Genomic DNA, 21,825 nt, shown 5'->3' with positions numbered 1-21,825 from the left:
CACGAAAAGCTGGTCCAACCCACTGAGTCGACAGCGACATGATTTAGGTCACCACTATTGGCAGTTAACCAACGATCCTAACTAGACTGTCAGGGGTCTGAGTTCGCGGGACCCGGACCCTGTCCCATCGTTGCGGAAAAGCAACTTTGGCCAGCGGGAAAACAACACTCATGGAAGAGGCGTATTTCAAGTGCCAGAGCAGCCCAGCCACCGTCTACCAGAGGAATTTGGCGGAAACGAGTGGCTCGTTGACGAACTGTACGAGCGGTACCAGCAGGACAAGAACTCGGTGGACACCAAGTGGTGGCCCCTCTTCGAATCCTTTGCTTCCGCTGACGGCACTTCTTCCAACGGAACCTCTGCAGCTCCAGCAGCTGCCAATCCCCCTACCCAAGTACTTCCCGTCGTAGCTCCGGCTGCAGCGGCTCCGGCACCGGCGCCGGCAGCCCCCGCAGCGGCACCGGCCGCCGCCCCTGCGGCTCCGGCAGCGCCCGCTCCGGCGAAGAAAGAACCTGCAACAGTTGCCCGGGACGGTGCAAAGAAGCCCGCCGCCGGCAGCACTGCGCAGCCAATCCCTGCCCAGCTGCCTAAGAGCAACAAGGCCCCCACGGCACCGGAAGAGGATGTCGTTTCCGTCCTCCGCGGTCCGGCCAAGGCCATCGCCACCAACATGGTGACCAGCCTGGAAGTTCCCACTGCTACCAGCGTCCGCGCCGTGCCGGCCAAGTTGCTCATCGACAACCGTGTTGTCATCAACTCGAACCTTGCCCGTGCCCGCGGTGGCAAGGTTTCCTTCACGCACCTCATCGGCTACGCCGTGGTCCGCGCGCTGTCCCAGTTCCCGTCGATGAACGTCTACTACGACGAGATTGACGGCAAGCCCAGCGCCGTGCAGCCCGCGCACGTCAACTTCGGCATCGCCATCGACATGCCCAAGCCCGATGGCACCCGCCTCCTGATGGTTCCGAACATCAAGAAGGCCGAAACCATGGACTTCGCCGAGTTCTGGCACACCTACGAGGACCTCATCAAGCGCGCCCGCAACGGCAAGCTGACCGCTGACGACCACGCAGGCACCACCGTCTCGCTGACCAACCCCGGCGGCATCGGCACAGTGCACTCAGTTCCACGCCTGTCCAAGGGCCAGGCCGCCATCATCGGCGTCGGCGCACTTGACTACCCGGCAGAGTTCCAGGGCGCGAGCGAGAAGATCATCGCCCAGAACGCCATCAGCAAGATCCTCACGCTGACCTCCACTTACGACCACCGCGTGATCCAGGGTGCAGGCAGCGGCGAGTTCCTGAAGCTCGTCCACCAGCTCCTGCTCGGTGCGCAGAACTTCTACGACGAAATCTTCGAAGCCCTCCGCATTCCGTACGAGCCCGTTCGCTGGAGCCCGGACCTTCAGGTGGATCCGGCTGACGAGATCAACAAGGTTGCCCGCATCCAGCAGCTGATCCACTCCTACCGCGTGCGTGGCCACCTCATGGCGGACACCGATCCCCTGGAATACGTCCAGCGCAAGCACCCGGACCTCGATGTCCTGACCTACGGCCTGACGCTGTGGGACCTTGACCGCGAGTGGCCGACCGGCGGTTTCGGCGGCAAGCCGATGTTGAAGTTCCGTGACATCCTCGGTGTTCTGCGCGATGCGTACTGCCGCACCACCGGCATTGAGTACATGCACATCCAGGAGCCTGCTGAGCGCAAGTGGTTCCAGGACCAGCTGGAGCACCCCTACTCCAAGCCGAGCCGCGAAGAGCAGCTGCGGATCGTCTCCAAGCTGAACGCAGCCGAAGCTTTCGAAACCTTCCTGCAGACGAAGTTCGTGGGCCAGAAGCGCTTCTCGCTCGAAGGCGGCGAATCGCTGATCCCGCTGCTGGACGCCATCATCTCGGATGCTGCCGACGACGGACTCGACGAAGTCGCCATCGGCATGGCCCACCGTGGCCGCCTCAACGTGCTCACCAACATCGCGGGCAAGACCTACGCCCAGGTGTTCCGCGAGTTCGAAGGCACCCAGGACCCGCGATCCGTCCAGGGCTCCGGTGACGTCAAGTACCACCTCGGCACCGAGGGAACCTTCACCTCGGACAACGGCAAGCAGACCAAGGTGTACCTGGCCGCGAACCCGTCCCACCTCGAAGCAGTGGACTCCGTCCTCGAGGGCATCGTCCGCGCCAAGCAGGACCGCCTCGACCAGGGCGAATCCTTCCCCGTGCTTCCGATCATGGTCCACGGTGACGCAGCCTTCGCCGGCCAGGGCGTGGTGGCGGAAACGCTGAACCTTTCCCAGCTGCGCGGGTACCGTACCGGTGGCACGATCCACGTGATCGTGAACAACCAGGTGGGCTTCACCACCGCCCCCTCGTCTTCGCGTTCGTCCACGTACTCCACGGACGTTGCCAAGATGATCCAGGCACCGGTCTTCCACGTGAACGGCGACGACCCCGAAGCCGTGGTGCGCATTGCGCAGCTCGCCTACGAGTTCCGCCAGCGGTTCCACAAGGACGTCGTCATCGACATGGTCTGCTACCGTCGTCGTGGCCACAACGAGGGCGATGATCCCTCGATGACCCAGCCGCTGATGTACAACCTCATCGAGGCGAAGCGTTCGGTCCGCAAGCTGTACACCGAATCCCTTATCGGCCGTGGCGACATCACCGAAGAGGAAGCCGAGCAGCTGCTCCGCGACTACCAGGAACGCCTTGAGCGGGTCTTCGCCGAGACCCACGCTGCGCAGACCTCCCCCATCCCGATCATCACTGCGGACTCTGCGGCGGTTTCGGACATCGAGCGCCCGATCGCCCAGCAAGCCGATTTCGGTACCAACTCGCCCACCTCCACGGCCATCTCCGCCGAGACCCTTGCCCGCATCGGCAAGGCCCACTTGGAGATTCCGGAAGGCTTCACCGTCCACTCCAAGCTCAAGCAGCTCCTGGAGAAGCGCGAGCAGATGTCCCGCGAAGGCGGCATTGACTGGGGCTTTGGCGAGATCGCAGCCTTTGGTTCCCTGATCATGGAAGGCGTACCCGTGCGCCTCGCTGGCCAGGACTCCCGCCGCGGTACCTTCGTCCAGCGCCACGCCGTCTTCCACGACCGCGCCAATGGCAATGAGTGGCTGCCCTTGGGCAACCTCTCCGACAACCAGGCAAAGCTGTGGATCTACGACTCCCTGCTCTCCGAATACGCGGCCATGGGCTTCGAATACGGATACTCCGTGGAGCGTCCTGACGCCCTGGTTCTCTGGGAAGCCCAATTCGGCGACTTCGTCAACGGCGCCCAGACAATCATCGATGAGTTCATCTCCTCGGCCGAACAGAAGTGGGGCCAGCGCTCCTCGCTGGTCCTGATGCTGCCTCACGGCTACGAAGGCCAGGGACCGGACCACTCCTCTGCCCGCATCGAGCGATTCCTGCAGCTGTGTGCCGAAGACAACATGATCGTCGCCAACCCGACGACTGCTGCTTCGCACTTCCACCTGCTGCGTCGCCAGGCGTACAGCCGTCCGCGCAAGCCGCTGATCATCTTCACGCCCAAGCAGTTGCTGCGCCTCAAGGGTGCCGCATCCGCCGTCGAAGATTTCACCACGGGCGGCTTCAAGCCGGTTATCGGGGATCCGGAAGTCCAGCCGGCAAACGTGGACCGGGTCATCCTGGTCTCGGGCCGTTTGTACTACGACCTCCTGTCCAACCGTCAGAAGTCCGGCGATACCTCCACCGCCATCATCCGCGTGGAGCAGCTCTACCCGCTGCCCAAGGCTGAGATCGAGGCCGAGCTCGCCAAGTACCCGAACGCTGACATCATCTGGGCCCAGGACGAACCCGCCAACCAGGGTCCGTGGCCGTTCATGGGCCTGAACCTGGCACCGGAGCTTGACCGCAAGCTGCGCTTGGTGTCCCGTCCGGCATCGGCTTCCACCGCCGCCGGCTCCATGAAGCGCCACGCCGCAGAGCAGGATGCCCTGATCAAGCAGGCATTCGAACGTAAGTAAAACCGAAACTGCCCGGCCTGAGGAGCGATTAACACGCCTCAGGCCGGGCAGTTCTGTTTAATGGGACTGAACCCGGGTCCTGAAACCGGCTGATGATCCGGACAATGTGCAAGGACCGCAACGAGTGTGAAGAGGTAACCGTGGAAGACAGGAAGCTGCGCATCGCAGCTGTTGGAGATGAACTGCTTGCGGGCCTGGGGGATCCCCGCGCCCTGGGCTGGCTCGGCAGAGTCCTTGCCCGCACGCCCCAGGACTCTGTCGTGGTGGAAAGCTTTGCGCTCCCCTGTCCCATGGAAGGCACAGAGGGCCTGGCAGCCCGTTGGCAGGACGAGGCCGGCCGGCGCTTCAGCGACACCCACGAGAACCGTTTGGTGGTAGGCCTGTCCGGACGTGACCTTGAGTTTGGCCTTTCCACGGCCCGCAGCCGCTTGAACCTGGCGAACATCCTTGACGGGGCTTCCCACAGCAGCGTCGAGGTCTTTGTCGTGGGTCCGCCGCCCACTCTTGACCCAGCACGCAACAAGCGGCTCGCTGAACTCAATACGGCTTTCGCGGATGTCACTACGCGCAGGAACCACCACTACGTTGACACGTTTTCCCCGTTGCTCAATCATGAGCAGTGGAGGACGGACCTCGCAGCCAATGGGGGAACACCGGGCCAGGCAGGCTACGGATTGATTGCGTGGCTGGTACTGCACCGGGGCTGGTTCCAGTGGCTTAATATCGCCCAACCGGAGTAGCCATGACGCGGAACGCGCAGCTTTCTGTAAGAGCATCGTTGGCAGCAACAGTCCTTGCCGTCGTTGCATCCACAGTTTCCTGCAGTTCCCCTCCCCCTGCTCCGTCGGCTGGGTCTTCCAGCAGCGCCGTCTCTCCGCCCTCGCAGTCAGCTGCCCTGCAGCCGTTCGACGCCGGCGCGTTACGCACCGAGTTCGAACGCGCCGCCAAGGAAGTGATGGTGCCCGGCGCCGTGGTCCTCTTGCAAACGCCGGACGGGAACCTCTCGTCGTCCTACGGGACAGGAGTCCGTGGCTCCGATCGTCCGGTGTCGGCAGAGGACCACATCCGCGTCGGTTCTGTCACCAAGACCTGGACCACCACAGTGGTCCTGCAATTGGTTCAGGAGGGCAGGCTTGCCCTGAGCGACCCCGTGTCCAAGTATCGTCCTGATGTTCCCAACGGTGAGGCAATCACCCTGGAACAGATGATGACCATGCGAAGCGGCCTCTTCAACTACACGGAAACCCTTGAGCTCAACACGGCCTTGGACAACCAGCCGCAAAGGCAGTGGAAGCCCGAAGAACTCCTCGCATTGGCCTTTGCCCATCCCCCGTATTTTGCTCCCGGACAAGGGTTCCACTACTCCAACACGAATACAGTGCTTCTGGGCCTGGTTGCCGAGAAGGTCGAAGGGAAGCCCCTGGGCCAGTTGTTCAAGGAACGCATCTTCGAGCCCCTTGGTTTGAAGGGCACGGTCTTCCCGGACGCCTCGTCCAACAGCATTCCGGACCCGCACCCCAAGGGCTATTTTTATGGCGACAACGTTCTGACTATGACCAATCCCGCACTTCCCGAGGACATGCAGAAGGAAGCGGCATCGGGCGCACTGGCGCCCAACGACGTCACCGACGTGAACCCATCCTGGGCATGGGCCGCCGGTTCAGGGATTTCCACCGCTGACGATTTGAAAATCCTGGGCGAAGCGATGGTCAACGGGAAACTCCTCAATGCCGAGCTGCAGAAAAGGCGCCTCGAGACCTTCTTCCCTACCAAACCTGAGGACCCCAACGGCGCCTCCTACGGCTTGGGAATAGCGAAGTTCGGGAAGCTGTACGGCCACACGGGCGAGCTGCCGGGATTCAACACCTTCATGGGCAGCGACCCGGCTAACGGCGTCACGCTGGTTGTCTGGACCAACCTGGCACCAGCAGCCGACGGGCGGGATCCTGCCGTGGTGATCGCCCGCGCCCTGATCGGCAAGCTGTACCGCGCTTCCTCCTGACCCGGAAGCCCTTGCCTTCCGGAGAAACGCGATATATCGTGATTTCATCAACGCGATATATCGCAACTTGGAGGGATCATGTCAGAGGAACTATGGACCGTGACGGGCCCGCAGACCATTGAAGTGGACAATGTCCGCTCCCTGAAGCTGGGCATCGTCAAAGGCCGCTTCGACATCGTGACGCACGACGAACCCTTTGTGCGCATCGAAATCAGCGAAATCACCGGCGACCCCCTGACGGTGACGCTGGTGGACGGGCGCCTGGAAGTGCGCCACCAGCTGCAGGGCCCCCAAGGGTGGTTCCGCAACCTGATGGGAACGGTTAACAACACCAGTACCAACTCAGTGGTGGTCGGTATTGCGCTGCCACCCGGCGTCGACGTCGAAGCCGGAACGGTGAGCGGCGACGGCATGGTCTCCGGCACCGGTGGCCGTATCCGCCTCAACACGGTGTCAGGTTCAGTCATGGCGGACGGCACCACCGGCGAACTGCATGTCAATACCGTCAGTGGCGAAGTGATCGCCAGGAACCACGACGGCGTCCTGACCGCCAAGAGCGTTTCCGGTGAGGTCACGGCGTCGGGAACCTTCACAAACGTCCGCGCCAGTACGGTCAGCGGCGACCTCAGCTTCGATCTCCAGGGCTACACGAACGACCTTGGAGCCAACTCAGTCTCAGGCGACCTGACCATCAGGCTCCCCCACGATGTGGGGCTGGATATCGTGGCCAAGTCGGCAAGCGGAACTGTGGTGATCGATGACCAGCTGTACGCTCAACCCGGAAGCAATGTGCACACCATCGTGGGACCGGATGAGCGGCTCATGCTTGTCCGCACGAATACGGTGTCCGGAAAGACGTACATCATCCATGGATCAGCACCTGCGGCCGGCAACAGCCCGCACTCACCAGGGGAAGCGGGCCTCTGATGCCTCCTGTGTTCGCCCATGGTGCCTTGCGGCTTTACTTGCTTGCGCTGTTGGAGTCAGGCCCCAAGCACGGCTATGAGCTGATCAAAGCCCTCGGCGATCGCTTCGGAGGGACGTACTCCCCCAGCGCAGGAACCATCTATCCCCGCCTGGGAAAGTTGGAAGAGGAAGGACTCGTTGCCACAGAGACCGAAGGCCGCCGCACCAAGTACTCCATCACCGCCGCCGGACGCGCTGAACTGGACAGCCGCAGGGAAGAACTGGCGGATGTGGAAGACACCATCTCGGCTTCGGTCAGGCGGCTGGCGGACAACTTGCGGGCCGATATCCGCAGCAACATGCGCGGCCTCCGGGCCGATCTGGCCGCGACGGCCGAAGCAGCCCGCGCCAGCGCCGCGTCCGCCACGTCCAGGAGCCGTACGGCGGGCCACACACCCGAGGGCCAGCGGATGCTGAAGGAAGCCGAATTGATGGTGCAGGCCTTCCGGGACGATATCCGCGTGGAGTTGCGACAACACGGAGCATCCCAGCCCCTGACCCCGGTGGCATTGGAGACCGTGCGCGCAGTGCTGGACCAGGCACGTATCTCCATCCGGAACTCACTGAACAGCTGACCGGTTCGCGGCGCGGCACCCTGATGTGCGAAACTGGAGGGCAGCTCTATTGAGTATCAATCATTGAAGGAGGCCAGCTATGAGCAAGCGTGCACGTAAGCGTCGTGACCGTAAGCGCGGCGGCGCGAACCACGGCAAGCGTCCCAACACCTAAGCCAGCGGCTTAGCGTCAAGGCTTAAGAGCGAGGGCCCCGGAAACCATGCGGTTTCCGGGGCCCTTGGCGTTAAGCCCCCTAACGCGGGGCTGCTTTCGAACCAGCGCCTGGATCAGGCATCAACAGGCTTGATGGAATGGATCCTGTCCAGGATGGAGTTCTTGAGGTTCTCCGGCGCGGATTCGGTGCACGAGCGCTTGACCATGGTGCGGATAAGGCACTCAAGGTCATACTGCTCCGCACATTCTTCACACGTGTCCAGGTGCTGCTTGATCTCCGTGAGGTCCTCGCGGGTCAAGGCGCCATCGAGGTACTCATAGATCCGCTGCATTCGCGTATCGTCGCAATCGCCCAATCCCTGGCAGTCGCTCATTTCTCTTTCTCCTGATTGTTGCTTCCGGCCGCGGCCTGATCTTCAGTGTGGGCCTTGAAGCCCCGTTCGGCGGCGTAGTCCGCCAGCATGTCCCGGAGCATCTTCCTGCCGCGGTGCAACCGCGACATGACAGTGCCGATCGGGGTGTTCATAATCTCCGAGATTTGCTTGTAGGCATATCCCTCGACGTCAGCGAAATAAACAGCCAGCCTGAACTCCTCAGGAATGGCTTGCAACGCGTTCTTGACGTCTGAATCCGGCAGATGGTCAAGCGCCTCAGCTTCCGCTGATCGCAGGCCTGCCGATGTATGCGATTCCGCCTTGGCCAGCTGCCAATCCTCGATCGTGTCCGAATTGGACTGCAACGGTTCACGCTGCCGCTTCCGATAAAGGTTGATGTAGGTGTTGGTCAGGATCCGGTACAGCCACGCTTTGAGGTTGGTTCCGGGCTTGTACTGGTGAAACGCCGAAAATGCCTTGGTGTAGGCCTCTTGGACGAGGTCTTCCGCGTCCGACGGGTTCCGCGCCATGCGCATGGCGGCCGAGTACAGCTGGTCTACATACTGCATGGCGTCGCGCTCAAAGCGCTCGCGACGCTGCTCAGGGCTCTCAGCTGCAATATCGACGACGGCCTGGTCCGGAGCGTTGTCATCGTCCGTCACTTCGGCTGCTTCGTACATGGCCGCTGCGGCCGGTTCAATGGTGCTCATCGTTGCCAAGTCTACTGTCAGCTTGGGAGAATCCGGCTGCACCCCATACCCGGCCTCGGGCAGAACCATGCGGTCCTTCACCAAAGTCAAAAAACCAACTCCGTTCAGCGAGCGGCATCAACGTGCCGCAGTCCGGTCTTCACCGCACCTGAAACTCACAACGGTCGCTGCCGGGTAAATATTCCGCAAAGGTGCAAGACTAGAACCCGACTGCACCCCGTGAACACAACAATCATCGAACAGTGTGGCAAGCCACCCAGGAGGCACACCATGTCTTTTATCCGTTTTCTCGCGCGGCCTATGCTCGCGTCCAGCTTCGTCGTCGCAGGTCTGGACAAGCTCAAGAACGCCGATGACACCGCGAAGCAACTCTCCCCGGTCCTTCGGCGCGCCTCGGAATCACTTCCCTTCAGAACCGATGAGAAGACCCTCGCCCGTGTTCTTGGAGGTGCGCAGCTTGGTGCAGGGGTGCTGCTCGGACTCGGCAAGCTTTCCCGTTTCGCCGCCACGGTTCTGGCGTTGACATCGGCCCTGAACTCCTACGTCGAATGGCGTTCGGCGGACATCAGCACCAAAGAGGCCCGCAGCGCCCGGAAGGCCCAGCTCCTGAAGAACATTTCACTGACCGGCGGCGTGCTGCTGGCATCGGTGGACACTGAAGGGCGGCCAAGCATCGCCTGGCGGGCAGAGCACCTGGCAGCCGATGCCCGCAAGGTGACCGGCAAGCAGATCAAGAAGGCAGATAAAGCGGTGCGCAAGGCCGTAGACAACGCAGTTGGAGCATAAGGAAGCATGACAGGAACCACCTCCGCCAATACCGCAACAGGCAAAGCCGCCGACCTTCCGCTGTGGCCGGCTCCTTATGCCAAAGGGCCAGTCGATGCCACAGTAACTGTCCCCGGTTCAAAATCGCTGACCAACAGGTTCCTCGTGTTGGCAGCTTTGGCGGATGGTCCCTCGCGCCTCCGTGCTCCCTTGCATTCGCGCGATTCTGCGCTGATGATCCAGGCCCTTCGGCAATTGGGGGCTACGGTCACAGAGGTTCCCGGTGACGGCGACTACGGACCCGACCTGGAAATCACTCCCCTGGATCCCACAGCCTCCAGCGATGAAACCGCCATCGACTGCGGTTTGGCCGGGACCGTGATGAGGTTCGTGCCCCCGCTGGCTGCTTTGCGCACCGGAGCTACCATCTTCGACGGCGACCCACATGCCCGCAACCGTCCGATGGGCACCATCATCGAGGCACTGATGGCTTTGGGAGTACCGGTGGCAGCGGAAGGCGGCAGGACGCCGTCGGCCCTTCCCTTCACGGTGGAAGGCACCGGCGAGGTGCGCGGCGGGCACCTCGTCATCGATGCCAGCGCTTCCTCCCAGTTTGTTTCGGCCTTGCTTTTGGTGGGCGCGCGCTTTACTGAGGGCCTCCACCTGGAGCACGTAGGCAAACCCGTTCCCAGCCTCGACCACATCACCATGACCGTTGAGGTCCTCCGGAGCGTCGGGGTTACTGTTGATGATTCGGTGCCGAACCACTGGCGCGTAGCTCCTGGCACCATCAACGCTTTCGACCGGCGGATCGAGCAGGACCTGTCCAATGCAGGGCCGTTCCTGGCGGCAGCCCTGGCCACGCGCGGCACAGTCCGGATCCCGAACTGGCCCGCCGGCACCACCCAAGTGGGCGACATGTGGCGCACCATCCTGGCAGCAATGGGGGCCACGGTGAGCCTTCACGAGGGAACGTTGACCGTGACCGGCGGAGCATCCATCCATGGCGCCGACTTCGACGAAACCAGCGAACTTGCACCCACGGTCGCCGCTTTGTGCGCACTTGCAGACGGCCCTTCCCGGCTGACGGGCATCGCCCACTTGCGCGGACACGAAACTGATCGCCTCGCGGCGTTGGTTGCCGAGATCAACCGGCTTGGCGGCGACGCCGAAGAGACCGCTGATGGCTTGGTAATCCGTCCCGCGGCCCTTCATGGCGGGGTGGTCCACAGCTACGCCGATCACCGCATGGCCACTGCCGGGGCGATCCTCGGACTCGCCGTCGAAGGCGTTCAGGTGGAGGACATAGCCACCACGTCCAAAACCATGCCCGAGTTCCCGGACATGTGGACGCGGATGCTCGAATCCGCCACCCCGGACGGGGACAGCAACTGACCATGGGGCGCGACGCACGTTCATGGGATGAATCCGACGTCCGGATCCGGCCAAACAAAAAGGGAACCAGGCCCAGGACAAAGGACCGCCCGAGCCACGACGACGCCGTCATCGGACGCATCATCACCGTTGACCGCGGACGCTACCGGGCGATCGTGGATGAGGACACTCCCAACGAGCGCGTCGTCATCGCAGCCCGCGCCCGCGAGCTTCGGCGGAACCCTGTTGTTCCGGGCGACTTCGTGGCATTGGTAGGCGACGTCTCCGGGTCACCCGACACACTGGCACGCCTGGTCCGGGTGGAGGAACGCAGGACGCTGCTTCGCCGCAGCGCGGACGACACAGATCCGATTGAACGCGTAGTGGTCGCCAACGCCGACCAACTGGTGGTGGTTGTTGCAGCAGCCAATCCGGAACCACGCACCGGATTCATCGACCGCGCCCTCGTGGCGGCGTACGACGCCGGCATTGAGCCCCTGCTGCTGATCACCAAGGCCGACGTCAAAGATCCCACTGAGTTGCTGGCGAACTACCTCAGCCTCGATTTTCCCGTGATCATCAGCCGCACCGCCGATTCTGAAGCGAGCGGCATCGATGCACGCTCCGATGACGGCTTGTCAGCGCGGTTGGACCGGGATGCGGTGTCCCAACTCCGGTCCTATCTGGGTGGGAAAGTCACCGTCATGCTGGGCCACTCCGGCGTGGGTAAGTCCACCATGGTCAACGCCCTGACCGGAGCTGAACGTGCCACCGGCGGCGTGAACGCAGTGACCGGCCGGGGCCGGCACACGTCCTCGTCAGCCTTGGCCCTCAAATTGGCCGATGCACCGTCCGGAAGTTGGATCATTGACACCCCGGGCATCCGTTCGTTCGGCCTGGCCCACGTGGATCCTGACCGGATATTGCACTCCTTCCCGGATCTCGAGCCTGGAACAGAGACGTGCGACCGCGGCTGCAAGCATGACGCTACCGCTGTGAACTGCGGATTGGATGCGTGGGTCAACGATGGCCATGCGGGACCATCCGGTGTGGCACGCCTTGCGTCCCTGCGACGCCTCCTGGGCGCGGATCCCCGCCTGGAAGCCAAGGAAGCCAAGGAACTGGGCACAGTTAACTGACAGTCATGCCCTGACCTCCCCACCGCCGCGCGCGTTTCAGGATAGTTTGGTGGCATGACCCAACCCGCTTCCACCTACAACGACGACCTGCGCCTTGCCCACGTCCTGGCCGATTCCGTCGACGCCCAGACCATGGATCGCTTCAAGGCCCTGGACCTGCAGATCGAAACCAAGCCCGACCTCACACCTGTCACCGATGCGGACAAGGCCGCTGAGGAAGCCATCCGCGGTCAGTTGTCGCGCTCGCGTCCCCGTGATGCGGTCCTTGGCGAAGAATTCGGCAGCAGCGGTCACGGCTCGCGACGTTGGATCATCGACCCCATCGATGGCACAAAGAACTTTGTCCGGGGTGTTCCAGTGTGGGCAACGCTGATTGCGCTGGTGGACGAAGGCGAACCCGTTGTAGGCGTGGTCAGCGCTCCCGCCCTGGGCAAGCGCTGGTGGGCAGCCAAGGACATGGGCGCCTACATGGGCCGGTCCCTGGCATCGGCAACCCGCCTGAAGGTCTCCAACGTTTCCCGCCTCGCCGATGCCTCCATGTCCTACTCCAGCCTCTCCGGCTGGAAAGAACGTGGAAACCTGGACGAGTTCCTGGGGCTCTCCGAGGACCTCTGGCGCACCCGCGCCTATGGTGACTTCTGGTCCTATTGCATGGTGGCCGAAGGAGCTGTGGACATCGCCTGCGAGCCCGAATTGAATCTTTACGACATGGCCGCTCTTGTTCCCATCGTCACCGAGGCCGGGGGACGCTTTACCTCCCTTGAAGGGGAAGACGGCCCGTTCGGCGGCAACGCCCTTGCCACAAACTCCATTCTGCATTCAGAAGTCCTGAAGCGACTCAACCCCGGATTGGACGACCTCCTTCAGCCTCCGGCCTGACTCCTGCCACCTTTGCGTGTATCGAATATTCGACGGCGGTTGCCCCGGTTTTGGGGCAGCCGCCGCTTTTTATTCGCAGGAACCCACGATTTTCAATCCCACGTAACAAACGGCTTAACAAAACTCCGAGGCTTTGGACCCTTCCACGGACGTGCCTTAGCCTTTTTTACAGGTCACGAGTGCCAGCGCTAAACCCCGGTTAGCTGGCCGGCAACCCTCCATTCGCGGTGGGGTGCCCCGGGTGACGACCCGGCCGGTCCGGAACGGATGCGGCAAGCGCGGATCCCCTGAGGGGGTCCCTCTTGAGTGAGGTCCCATGAGCACTGCCACGTTCAACTCAAACATCATTTCTTCCTTCATCGACGAGTCCCCCACTGCTGCCGCAGCCCGTCCGCTCGCCGCCGTCACCGGCGCGGAACTGCAGGCTCCCTTGATCCAAGGTGGCCACGTCCGCTACGCCAACCTTGACTATGGTGCGTCGGCTCCGGCACTGACGATTGTTTCCGCCTACCTCAACGAGGTCCTGCCCTACTACGCGAGCGTTCACCGCGGGGCTGGATTCGCTTCGCAAATCAGCACGTCGGTCTACGAAAACTCACGGAACATCGTCCGTGAGTTCGTCGGTGGACGTGACGATGACTCCGTGATCTTCACCCGGAACACCACGGACTCGCTGAATCTGTTGGCTGGCTGCCTGCCCCACGTCAATGGCCAGTTCGCTGGCGAGGTCCTGTACTTGGACATTGAGCATCACGCGAACCTCCTGCCCTGGCAGGGAGTCCCGCACCGCAGCGTCGTTGCGGAGTCCACCCTGGCCGGCACCGTAGACAAGATTGAAGCCGAACTGGCCCAGGGCGGTATCAGCCTGCTCGCAGTAACCGGTGCCTCGAACGTCACCGGTGAGATCCTGCCGATTGCCCGGCTGGCCTCCCTGGCGCACCAGTACGGTGCGAGGATCGTCGTGGATGCTGCCCAGTTGGCCCCACACCGCCGCGTCAACATCGCTGAGGCGGACGTGGACTACATCGTGTTCTCCGGACATAAGCTCTACGCGCCGTTCGGTGCAGGAGTCGTTGTTGGTCGCCCGGACTGGCTCGACGCCGGCGTCCCGCACCTGGCAGGTGGCGGCGCTGTCCGTGAGGCCCGCCTGGATTCGGTCAGCTGGGCCACGGGTCCGGCCCGGCACGAAGGCGGCTCCCCCAACGTTCTCGGAGCTGCGACGCTCGCCCGAGCCACCCAGGTCCTCGCTGGCTTGGACGAGGACGCCTGGCACGCTCACGAAGCCGGCATCCGCAGCTACCTCGTTGAGGGCCTGGAAGCCATCGACGGCGTAACGGTCCACCGGATCTTCAGCGACTCCGAGGACACCATCGGCGTGGTCAACTTCTCCGTCGAAGGATTCGACGCAGGGCTGGTCGCCGCGTATCTGGCCGCCGAGCACGGAGTAGGCCTCCGCGATGGCCGTTTCTGCGCGCACCCTTTGCTCAAGCGCCTGGGTCTGCCGTCGGGATCCCTGCGGGCAAGCTTCGGAGTCGGCTCCCGGTTGGAGGACGCCACCAGGTTGCTCGCCGGCATCCAGGAACTCAAGCGCAACGGCTTGGGCTGGGACTACGTTGTTGACGAAGGGCGCTGGGTTCCCGCCAACGACCACCGCAGTTACCCCGAGTGGGCGCCCAATACCCCGGGAACCGCAGGGGCAGCTCCCTGCACTGTCGACTAAAGGGTCACGGTCGGCCGGTAGGCACGGCTGACCAAGCGCGATTCCCGGACCGAGGGTAAATTCGTAGGGTATCTTTTGGCTATCCCGTGAAGGAGTCCCGCGTGTCCCTGCGCACACCCGAAGGCGCTCCCGGCATACCCGGCCCCGCCGGACCCCGTGGACCAAAGCTCCATGCCTCGCGTCGGCACGAGCTAGGCCGGAGCTTCCAGGACGGCGGCGAGCACTACGACCGTGTGCGGCCCGGATATCCGCAGGACTCCGTGGACTGGCTCGTACCCGAGGGGTCCACAACCGCAGCAGATCTCGGCGCGGGTACGGGCAAGTTCACCGCCCTTTTGGCTGGACGCGGACTTGAGGTTGCCGCCGTCGATCCTTCCACCGACATGTTGGAGCAACTGCGCAATGCCTATCCCGACGTTCATGCAGCGGAGGGAACGGCCGAGGCAACAGGGCTGGCGGACTCAGCATTCGACGTCGTCAGCGTTGCCCAGGCCTGGCACTGGTGCGAACCTCTCACAGCGAGCACGGAAATCGCACGAATCCTCCGCCCCCACGGCGTCTTGGGCCTGATCTGGAACCAGTTGGACACTTCGGTTCCCTGGGTCCACCGACTTTCGCGCATCATGCATGCCGGGGATGTCCACAAGCCGGGATTCCGGCCAGTTATCGGCCCGGAATTCCAGGGGTTGGAACGCCACCTCACTGAGTGGGAGGATCCGTTGTCACCGGAAGACATCATGGAGCTGACCAAGTCGCGGAGCTATTATCTGCGCGCCAACGAAGCCACACGGGCCAAAGTCATGGGCAACTTGCAGTGGTACCTTTACGAGCACCTCGGCCACGCTCCCGGCGATACGGTGCAGCTGCCTTACCTGACACAGACCTGGCGGGCATATAACGTCCATGATGCCTTGCCACGGTAGGCTTGGAGTGTGAAGACCAGTACGCCCTCCTCCTCGATCGAGGACTACGTCAAGGTCATTTACTCCTATACGGAGTGGCAGGACAAGCCGATCACGTCCTCGCAGCTCGCCCTGCGCCTTGGCGTCGCCAACTCGTCAGTGTCCGAAATGGTGCGCAAGCTCAAGGACCAAGGCCTGGTTGACCACCAACCCTACAGTGCCATCCGACTGACCCCGGAGGGCATGCGCCTGGCCCTTTCCATGGTCCGCAGGCACCGCCTCATCGAAACGTACCTGGTGGAGGAACTCGGTTACAGCTGGGACGAAGTCCATGACGAGGCCGAAATGCTGGAGCATGCGGTATCCGATACCTTCATCGAACGCATGTCTGCGAAGCTCGGCCATCCCGAACGCGACCCGCACGGTGATCCGATCCCCTCGGCCGACGGCACCGTGGAGCTGCCGCATGCCTACCGCATGAACGAGCTCGACCAAGGTCACTCGGGCCGCATCACCCGCATCAGCGACGACAACCCGGATCTCCTGAGGTATCTGGCTGCTGAGGATATTCCACTGGACGCTCCCGTGGAGGTCATGGGACGCAAGCCCTTTGGCGGAGCCTTGGTGGTCAGGATCGGAAGCGGCCAGAACGGACGCGAATTTGACCTCGCTGAAGAAGTCGCCTCCGCTCTGTGGGTTCAAAGCGCAGGCCCCCACCCGGGCTGCGTACTTCCCGCCCGCTGACCACCGCGCCCGTAAATGGTCAGCTGCGCTGCCCGGCTGCGCCGCCGTCGTCGGACGCTGCACCAGGTTCACGGTCAGCGGCGGCTGCCGCCGGGGTCGCCGGGTTGCGGATCCCGACGGCGGACGCGATGGCCCCGGCCAGGAACAGAACCGCTGTTGCCACCAAGGCGTTGTAAAGCCCTTGCCTGGTGAACACCGGCCCCACAATGACGCCCGCGAAAGCGATGGAGATCAAGCCTGCGATGCGGGCGACGGCGTTGTTGACGGCTGACCCGATCCCGGCTTCGGCCTGCGGGACAGCACCAAGGATGGCTGCCGTCAGCGGCGCTACCAGCGTCGCCAGCCCAACGCCGAAAACGATCTGGCCCGGCAGCACCTGAGTCCAGTAGTTGAGTGGCTCCTGCACCGACAGTGACATCAGGAAACCCACACCGCACAGCAGCGGACCGGCCGTCATGAACCAGCGGGGACCGTATTTGCCGGCGAGACCGCCGAAGTACGACGCCCCGACCATCAGGATGACTGTTCCCGGGAGCAAAGCAACACCCGCTATTGTGGCGCCCATTCCGCCGACCTGTTGCAGATAGATACCCATGGCGAAGAAACCCAACGATATCCCGGCGTAAATGGCCAGCGTTGCCAGGTTTCCCCAGCCGAAATTCCGTATGGCAAACAGCTCCAACGGCAACATGGGATCCGCGGTTCGGCCCTCGTGGACCAGGAACAGGATCATCGCCAGCACACCCAGCACCAGGGGCGCCCACACCTGCGGGCTCCCCCACCCCAAGCGACCCTGTTCAATGAATGCGAAGACCGGTCCACCCAGGCCGACCATGGCCAGGAACGCACCAAGGTAGTCGATCCGCTTCGTCCTGTCCCGGGCTGCATCCGAGGAACGAAGGCCTGCAAGAACCGGCCAGATCGCCACCGCGGGGACTACATTGATAAAGAAGATGACACGCCAGGAAAGAAGGTCCACGGCGGCGCCGCCGATCAGGGGAGCAACGATAGCCGCTGCGCTGGTCCACCCCGACCATTGGCCAATGGCCTTCGACTGTGCGGGGCCGGAGAACGACGTAATGATCATCGCCAATGAACTTGGCACCAGAAGTGCGCCCGCAATCCCCTGCAAGGCCCGCGAAATCACCAGGATTTCGCCGGTCCATGCCAAACCGCAGAGCATGGATGTCACAGCAAAGCCTGCCAGGCCCCACTCAAGGATCCGTGCCCTCCCGAAATGGTCGGATAAGGAACCCGCCACCAGGATCAGCGCCCCCAACGTCAGCAGATAGGCATCCACCACCCACTGCTGGATCACCAGTCCGCCGCCCAGTTCCCTGCCGATGGCCGGCAGTGCGAGATTCACCACAAAACCGTCCAGGATGGCAATGAAGGACGCCACGATTGCCACGACAAGAACCCGTTTTTGCAGCGGAGTACTCGGGGGCAAGGCAGGAGCGTCAGTCATGAGCACAGCCTACGCCCGCCACGTCCCGTATCGTTGAATGGTGATCAGCAGACGTGATGCCGCCTTGGCCCTTGATATTCCGATGGAAATGGCCCAGCGCCACGGCATTCCCTCCCGCCTCTCCGAGGCCGATCTTCGTCAGCTGCAGGACAATCCTCCGGCCTGGCTGGTGCAGTCGCGCGCCAACCGAACCGGAAAGCGGCCCGTCTGGGTCCACCTTAGCTGCGCGGTGTGCGGTTACACCGAGGCTGTCCGCCCCAAGAAGTGGTGGCCTGACTTTTCTTTTGTCTACTGCGGAACCCACAGGAACAGCGAGCTGCCCAAGCTCTTCCTTGGTGAAGTCCGGAGTGAGTACGACGGCGTGGGCAGCCGCTTTGTCGGCGTCGTGGACGTGCCGGAGAACCAGGCCTGACCTACCTCACTGCTGGCTCATTTCCGAAGGGAAAGCCGTCAGCTGAACGGTCTTGCCATCCCGGAGCACTGTCAACGGGAAAGGTAGGCCGATGGCTCCCTCAAAGAGCAGCTTCTGGAGGCTTTCCGCGCTGGACACTGCCCGGCCCTGCGCCCGGAGCACGAGGTCGCCCGGCAGCAACCCGGACTTCTCGGCAGGTGAATTGGCAATGACCTCCACCACCCGCAAGCCTTCCTTCTGGCCTGTCCTCACCACGGCGCTGGCGTCGAGCGGGATAGGAGTGCTCACCAGTCCCAGATAGGCCCGGCGGACGCGGCCGTCCCGCAGGAGCGAGCCGATGATGCGTTGGGTTGTCGCATTGATGGGCACGGCCAGGCCGAGTCCCAAGCCTGCAACCGCGGTGTTGATCCCCACGATCCGGCCCTTGGTGTCCGCCAACGCGCCTCCCGAGTTCCCGGGGTTGAGGGCCGCGTCGGTTTGTATGACGTCCTCGATGACCCTCCTGTGCTCTCCGGCCCGGACGGGAATGGACCTTCCCAAGCCGCTCACTACGCCGGCGGTCACTGAACCGGCGAGTCCCAACGGATTCCCGACTGCAATCACCAGTTGGCCCACGCGCAGGGTGTCGGCATCGCCCAGCAGTGCCGGTGGAGGGGTGGACTTGAGGCCACGTACAACGGCTAGGTCGGACAAGGGATCCGCCCCCACCAGTTCAACATCCGTCTGCTTGCCGTCAGCGAAGACAGCCCTGCCGGATTGGAGTCCGGCAACAACGTGGGCGTTGGTGAGCATATATCCGTCCCCGGTGAAGACCACTGCGGAGCCGCTGCCGACGCGGACTTGGCCCCGGCGCCCCGTACTCATCATTTCGATGGCGGCAACATGGGGCGTTACGGACTCCGCTACCCTGATCACCACCCGTGAGTAGTCGTCGAGGGCTTGCCCTTCGTCCGGTTCCTCCATTGCGAAATCCGGCTCGATGCTCATCTTGTACCTCCCGCTGCCTCGCCAACGCTGGTTGCCGGAAAACCCGGCGAAGCGCCTATCCACTTCAACGGTCGAAGCCGTGCCTGTAGTCCTTTGCTTGCTACGCCGTGGGTGAACGGCTGGCCTGACGGGGCTGGGTTCAGGGCGCCGGGCCCCAGAGCACGGCAAAGCCCCTGGACCGCGAGGATCCAGGGGCTTTGCCAAGGGTGGAGATGGGGGGAATTGAACCCCCGTCCGATGTCGTGTTGTCAGGGCTTCTCCGGGCGCAGTTCGCGTCGGATTTTCTCGGCCCCAGCCATCCTGCGAACAGGTGGCTGATCCGGGCCCAGTCATCTAAAAGTCCCGTTTACCTCAATGACGAAGGCAAACAGCAGTGGCTATCTAAATGACGCCAGGAACCGGGGCGATAGCAACCCCAGGCTGACGGACTGTCTTACTGCTTAGGCAGCGAGAGCGAAGTCAGTGCGCTTAGATTCGGCACTTATTGGTTTGCAGACAGCGTTTACGAGATAATTCTGCATCCTCGGCCCGCTTCACCTGTCGCGACTAACATCGTCGAAACCGATCATCCCCGTATTTTGTTACCAAACCGGCAAGCACCACTTGGGTCCCCGTCGGACTACCAATCATAACGCATTCAGCGGGCTAGTCATTCCCACTGGCGTTGTGCGTGTCAGCGCCGGTTGCGCTCACGCAGCTCGCGAAGGGATTCGCGCTTGTCCTGCTGCTCACGAAGCGTCTGCCGCTTGTCATAGTCCTTCTTACCTCGGGCAACGGCGATTTCCACCTTGGCCCGCCCGTCCAGGAAGTAGAGCTGCAGTGGCACGATCGTGAAGCCGGATTCGCGGATCTTGTGCGAGATTTTGTTCAGTTCCTCGCGGTGCAGCAACAGCTTACGACGGCGGCGCGCGGCGTGGTTGGTCCAGCTCCCCTGGTTGTATTCAGGGATGTGGATACCTTCCATCCACAACTCGTCGTTATAGAAGGTGCAGAAGCCATCCACCATGGAGGCATGGCCTTCACGGAGGGATTTCACCTCTGTACCCATCAACGCGATGCCAGCCTCATAGGTATCGAGGACATGATAGTCATGCCGGGCCTTCCGATTGGTGGCCACTACCTTACGGCCACTTTCCTTGGGCACGGTAGAACTCCTTAGTAGATGCGGATTTGAACCAGTGTACGCCAGCGGAGGGACATCTCCGGACTCTAGAGGAGGGTCATGGGATCCACTGCCGTGCCGTTCAGCCACGTCTCGAAGTGCGCGTGGCAACCCGTGGAGTTACCGGTGCTCCCGGAATAGGCAATGAGCTGGCCCTGCGCGACCCGTTGTCCGTTCGCCACCACGATGCTGCTGTTGTGGTAGTAGATGGTGGTTAGCGAGTTTCCTTGCACGACGCCATGGGACAGCTTGACCCGCCAGCCGCCACCATCTGCGGAGTTCCACCCTGAGTTGAAAACCTCTCCCGCTGCCGCGGCGTAGACAGGCGTTCCACACGCAGCGCCGAAGTCGATGCCTGTGTGCATGTAACCGCCGGTGCCGTAGAAATCGATGGTTCCGGGCGGCGTCGCGCGCCATCCGAAGCCGGAAGTGATGGGAACGTAGCTGGCAAAAGGATGACGCAGGCCAAAGGCCGACGGCGACCCGGCAGCAGGCGGGACGTACGGCGTCTCGGGAGGTGCCGGCCGGCCGGCGGCAGCGGCCGCTGCAGCTGCCGCGGCTTCTGCCTCTGCGGCGAGCCGGCGCTGTTCTGCTTCCCAGGCTTCGCGCAGCTTCCGGTCACGCTCCACAATCTCCGCAGCAACAGAGTCCTGCTCTGCCTTCACCCGGGCAAGGTTTGCTTCAATCCCGGGCTTGGCTGCCTGCAGCTGTCCGTTGAGGCGCGTCGTGTCCTCGATCAGCTTGTCCACTTCGGCCTTTTTGCTGGCGGCCTCGTCCCGAGCGGATTTTTCCCGTTGAAGCGCGGCGTCAGCCTTGGCTTTCAGGTCCTGGATTTCTTCCTCGACTGCCACCAGCCTCGCCTGCGAGTTCACGTTGGTCGCATTCTGCTGGGTCAGCTTGGTCATGGCCGCGTTTTGGCTCCGCATGGCCTGATCTGCCAAATCCATGGACTCAGTCAAATTGCCGGACTCGCTGGAGCCGAACAACAGGGCGACGTTGGTGGGTACGCCGCCGGACTTGTAGGCCTGGGACGCGATCTGCCCAATCAGTTTCTTGGTATCGCTGATTTTCTGCTTGTCATTTTCCAGTTGCTCCGTGATTTTGGCCTTGTTCTGCTGTGCAAGCTCAACGCGGGCGGCCAGGGCCTCTACTTCCTTGACGGCGCTTGCAACGCGACCCTGCGCCTCGAGCAGCGCTTGCTGGGCGCCCGGAAGGCGGCCCTGGTAGATCACAAGATCGCCGGCGGCTTTGGCAATGTTCGCGTCCACAAACTCCAAGGACGCCTGTACCCGTGCCGCCTCCGCTTCAAGTGCGGCTTGCTGGTCATCCAGGTTGTCGGCATGGGCCGTCGGCGTTCCGGAGAGGAGACTGACAGCCAGCCCGACGGCGAGGACGGCGCCCAGCATCCGCGCCTGGCCCGACGCAAAGCGCCTACGCAGTGTAATCGGGTCCAACGTGGTCATCAGGAATCCTTTTCGATTGCAGCAGTGGAAAGTCC

At 62.8% G+C, this 21,825-nt stretch carries 20 protein-coding genes, 1 other RNA gene and 1 riboswitch; of the genes, 14 read left to right on the top strand and 7 right to left on the bottom strand.

Translation table 11 applies throughout. The features are described 5' to 3' along the window. Positions 1-190: 190 nt before the first annotated feature. From ACFVSI_RS10200 to ACFVSI_RS10175, 6 genes are all read left to right on the top strand, one after another. The gene (locus ACFVSI_RS10200) at positions 191-3,994 is read left to right on the top strand and encodes a multifunctional oxoglutarate decarboxylase/oxoglutarate dehydrogenase thiamine pyrophosphate-binding subunit/dihydrolipoyllysine-residue succinyltransferase subunit (protein WP_262275387.1); all 3,804 of its coding nucleotides are present in this window, start codon (positions 191-193) and stop codon (positions 3,992-3,994) included. A gap of 92 nt (positions 3,995-4,086) precedes the next feature. Beyond that, complete coding sequence (locus tag ACFVSI_RS10195; protein ID WP_387822700.1) at positions 4,087-4,734, top strand: GDSL-type esterase/lipase family protein; 648 nt, start codon at positions 4,087-4,089, stop codon at positions 4,732-4,734. Positions 4,735-4,736: 2 nt separating this feature from the next. Continuing rightward, positions 4,737-5,996: a serine hydrolase domain-containing protein gene (locus tag ACFVSI_RS10190; protein ID WP_387822698.1), complete on the top strand. Its 1,260-nt coding sequence runs from the start codon at positions 4,737-4,739 to the stop codon at positions 5,994-5,996. Positions 5,997-6,074: 78 nt separating this feature from the next. Further along, a complete protein-coding gene (locus ACFVSI_RS10185) occupies positions 6,075-6,923 on the top strand; it encodes a DUF4097 domain-containing protein (RefSeq protein WP_387822695.1) in 849 nt (282 codons plus the stop codon). Further along, on the top strand, positions 6,923-7,537 hold the full coding sequence (locus ACFVSI_RS10180) for a PadR family transcriptional regulator (protein WP_387822693.1): 615 nt from the start codon (positions 6,923-6,925) through the stop codon (positions 7,535-7,537). Before ACFVSI_RS10185 ends, ACFVSI_RS10180 begins: the two co-directional genes overlap by 1 nt. Before the next feature lie 79 nt (positions 7,538-7,616). Further along, complete coding sequence (locus tag ACFVSI_RS10175; RefSeq protein WP_369299106.1) at positions 7,617-7,691, top strand: 50S ribosomal protein bL37; 75 nt, start codon at positions 7,617-7,619, stop codon at positions 7,689-7,691. Positions 7,692-7,804: 113 nt separating this feature from the next. On the opposite strand, the gene rsrA is transcribed toward ACFVSI_RS10175, so the two are convergent. After that, positions 7,805-8,065, bottom strand: a complete 261-nt coding sequence (gene rsrA, locus ACFVSI_RS10170; protein ID WP_018776387.1) for a mycothiol system anti-sigma-R factor — start codon at positions 8,063-8,065, stop codon at positions 7,805-7,807. Then, entirely contained in the window at positions 8,062-8,865 is an 804-nt protein-coding gene (locus tag ACFVSI_RS10165) for a sigma-70 family RNA polymerase sigma factor (protein WP_387822690.1), read from the bottom strand. The genes rsrA and ACFVSI_RS10165 overlap by 4 nt, the downstream gene beginning before the upstream one ends. Positions 8,866-9,045: 180 nt before the next feature. Between ACFVSI_RS10165 and ACFVSI_RS10160 the strand changes: the two genes are divergently transcribed. From ACFVSI_RS10160 to ACFVSI_RS10130, 7 genes are all read left to right on the top strand, one after another. Continuing rightward, positions 9,046-9,561 (top strand): DoxX family membrane protein, encoded by a 516-nt coding sequence (locus ACFVSI_RS10160; protein ID WP_144659828.1) that lies wholly within the window; start codon positions 9,046-9,048, stop codon positions 9,559-9,561. A 6-nt stretch (positions 9,562-9,567) separates the two neighbouring features. Further along, positions 9,568-10,935 carry a 3-phosphoshikimate 1-carboxyvinyltransferase gene (gene aroA, locus ACFVSI_RS10155; RefSeq protein ID WP_387822687.1) on the top strand — a complete coding sequence of 456 codons (1,368 nt, stop codon included), beginning with the start codon at positions 9,568-9,570 and terminating at the stop codon, positions 10,933-10,935. A 2-nt stretch (positions 10,936-10,937) separates the two neighbouring features. Next, complete coding sequence (locus ACFVSI_RS10150; RefSeq protein WP_387822685.1) at positions 10,938-12,053, top strand: ribosome small subunit-dependent GTPase A; 1,116 nt, start codon at positions 10,938-10,940, stop codon at positions 12,051-12,053. A 54-nt stretch (positions 12,054-12,107) separates the two neighbouring features. Beyond that, positions 12,108-12,932 carry a histidinol-phosphatase gene (hisN, locus tag ACFVSI_RS10145; protein ID WP_387822682.1) on the top strand — a complete coding sequence of 275 codons (825 nt, stop codon included), beginning with the start codon at positions 12,108-12,110 and terminating at the stop codon, positions 12,930-12,932. A 171-nt stretch (positions 12,933-13,103) separates the two neighbouring features. After that, positions 13,104-13,217: riboswitch (SAM riboswitch) on the top strand. A 31-nt stretch (positions 13,218-13,248) separates the two neighbouring features. Further along, positions 13,249-14,652 (top strand): aminotransferase class V-fold PLP-dependent enzyme, encoded by a 1,404-nt coding sequence (locus tag ACFVSI_RS10140; protein WP_387822680.1) that lies wholly within the window; start codon positions 13,249-13,251, stop codon positions 14,650-14,652. A gap of 101 nt (positions 14,653-14,753) precedes the next feature. After that, positions 14,754-15,575: a class I SAM-dependent methyltransferase gene (locus ACFVSI_RS10135; protein WP_387822677.1), complete on the top strand. Its 822-nt coding sequence runs from the start codon at positions 14,754-14,756 to the stop codon at positions 15,573-15,575. A 9-nt stretch (positions 15,576-15,584) separates the two neighbouring features. Then, a complete protein-coding gene (locus ACFVSI_RS10130; RefSeq protein WP_387822674.1) occupies positions 15,585-16,298 on the top strand; it encodes a metal-dependent transcriptional regulator in 714 nt (237 codons plus the stop codon). A 19-nt stretch (positions 16,299-16,317) separates the two neighbouring features. On the opposite strand, the gene ACFVSI_RS10125 is transcribed toward ACFVSI_RS10130, so the two are convergent. Then, positions 16,318-17,772, bottom strand: coding sequence for an MFS transporter (locus tag ACFVSI_RS10125; RefSeq protein WP_387822672.1), 1,455 nt, complete (start codon positions 17,770-17,772; stop codon positions 16,318-16,320). Between the two features lie 31 nt (positions 17,773-17,803). Between ACFVSI_RS10125 and ACFVSI_RS10120 the strand changes: the two genes are divergently transcribed. Beyond that, positions 17,804-18,178, top strand: coding sequence for a hypothetical protein (locus ACFVSI_RS10120; RefSeq protein WP_387822669.1), 375 nt, complete (start codon positions 17,804-17,806; stop codon positions 18,176-18,178). 6 nt (positions 18,179-18,184) lie between these two features. Here the strand turns inward: ACFVSI_RS10120 and ACFVSI_RS10115 are convergent, their stop codons facing one another. The 4 genes from ACFVSI_RS10115 to ACFVSI_RS10100 form a co-directional block, all read right to left on the bottom strand. Further along, complete coding sequence (locus ACFVSI_RS10115; protein ID WP_387822666.1) at positions 18,185-19,165, bottom strand: S1C family serine protease; 981 nt, start codon at positions 19,163-19,165, stop codon at positions 18,185-18,187. 204 nt (positions 19,166-19,369) lie between these two features. Then, positions 19,370-19,738, bottom strand: a transfer-messenger RNA (tmRNA) gene (gene ssrA / locus ACFVSI_RS10110). Between the two features lie 100 nt (positions 19,739-19,838). After that, the gene (smpB, locus tag ACFVSI_RS10105) at positions 19,839-20,309 is read right to left on the bottom strand and encodes an SsrA-binding protein SmpB (protein ID WP_387822663.1); all 471 of its coding nucleotides are present in this window, start codon (positions 20,307-20,309) and stop codon (positions 19,839-19,841) included. Between the two features lie 65 nt (positions 20,310-20,374). Further along, on the bottom strand, positions 20,375-21,790 hold the full coding sequence (locus ACFVSI_RS10100; protein ID WP_387822660.1) for a peptidoglycan DD-metalloendopeptidase family protein: 1,416 nt from the start codon (positions 21,788-21,790) through the stop codon (positions 20,375-20,377). Positions 21,791-21,825: the final 35 nt, after the last annotated feature.

Origin of the sequence: Paenarthrobacter sp. NPDC057981, from assembly GCF_042886835.1 — a bacterium.
Taxonomy (GTDB): Bacteria; Actinomycetota; Actinomycetes; order Actinomycetales; family Micrococcaceae; genus Arthrobacter.
Note: the sequence above shows the minus strand (reverse complement) of the source record. Positions and strands in the feature narration are given on the sequence as shown.

What these genes read in the sequence shown, in the direction of transcription:
- ACFVSI_RS10115 (WP_387822666.1), bottom strand. Translation starts at nt 19,165, where the DNA reads ATGAGCATCGAGCCGGATTTCGCAATGGAGGAACCGGACGAAGGGCAA.
- ACFVSI_RS10195 (WP_387822700.1), top strand. Translation starts at nt 4,087, where the DNA reads ATGATCCGGACAATGTGCAAGGACCGCAACGAGTGTGAAGAGGTAACC.
- aroA (WP_387822687.1), top strand. Translation starts at nt 9,568, where the DNA reads ATGACAGGAACCACCTCCGCCAATACCGCAACAGGCAAAGCCGCCGAC.
- ACFVSI_RS10120 (WP_387822669.1), top strand. Translation starts at nt 17,804, where the DNA reads ATGGTGATCAGCAGACGTGATGCCGCCTTGGCCCTTGATATTCCGATG.
- ACFVSI_RS10160 (WP_144659828.1), top strand. Translation starts at nt 9,046, where the DNA reads ATGTCTTTTATCCGTTTTCTCGCGCGGCCTATGCTCGCGTCCAGCTTC.
- ACFVSI_RS10190 (WP_387822698.1), top strand. Translation starts at nt 4,737, where the DNA reads ATGACGCGGAACGCGCAGCTTTCTGTAAGAGCATCGTTGGCAGCAACA.
- rsrA (WP_018776387.1), bottom strand. Translation starts at nt 8,065, where the DNA reads ATGAGCGACTGCCAGGGATTGGGCGATTGCGACGATACGCGAATGCAG.
- ACFVSI_RS10100 (WP_387822660.1), bottom strand. Translation starts at nt 21,790, where the DNA reads ATGACCACGTTGGACCCGATTACACTGCGTAGGCGCTTTGCGTCGGGC.
- ACFVSI_RS10180 (WP_387822693.1), top strand. Translation starts at nt 6,923, where the DNA reads ATGCCTCCTGTGTTCGCCCATGGTGCCTTGCGGCTTTACTTGCTTGCG.
- hisN (WP_387822682.1), top strand. Translation starts at nt 12,108, where the DNA reads ATGACCCAACCCGCTTCCACCTACAACGACGACCTGCGCCTTGCCCAC.
- ACFVSI_RS10140 (WP_387822680.1), top strand. Translation starts at nt 13,249, where the DNA reads ATGAGCACTGCCACGTTCAACTCAAACATCATTTCTTCCTTCATCGAC.
- ACFVSI_RS10185 (WP_387822695.1), top strand. Translation starts at nt 6,075, where the DNA reads ATGTCAGAGGAACTATGGACCGTGACGGGCCCGCAGACCATTGAAGTG.
- ACFVSI_RS10150 (WP_387822685.1), top strand. Translation starts at nt 10,938, where the DNA reads ATGGGGCGCGACGCACGTTCATGGGATGAATCCGACGTCCGGATCCGG.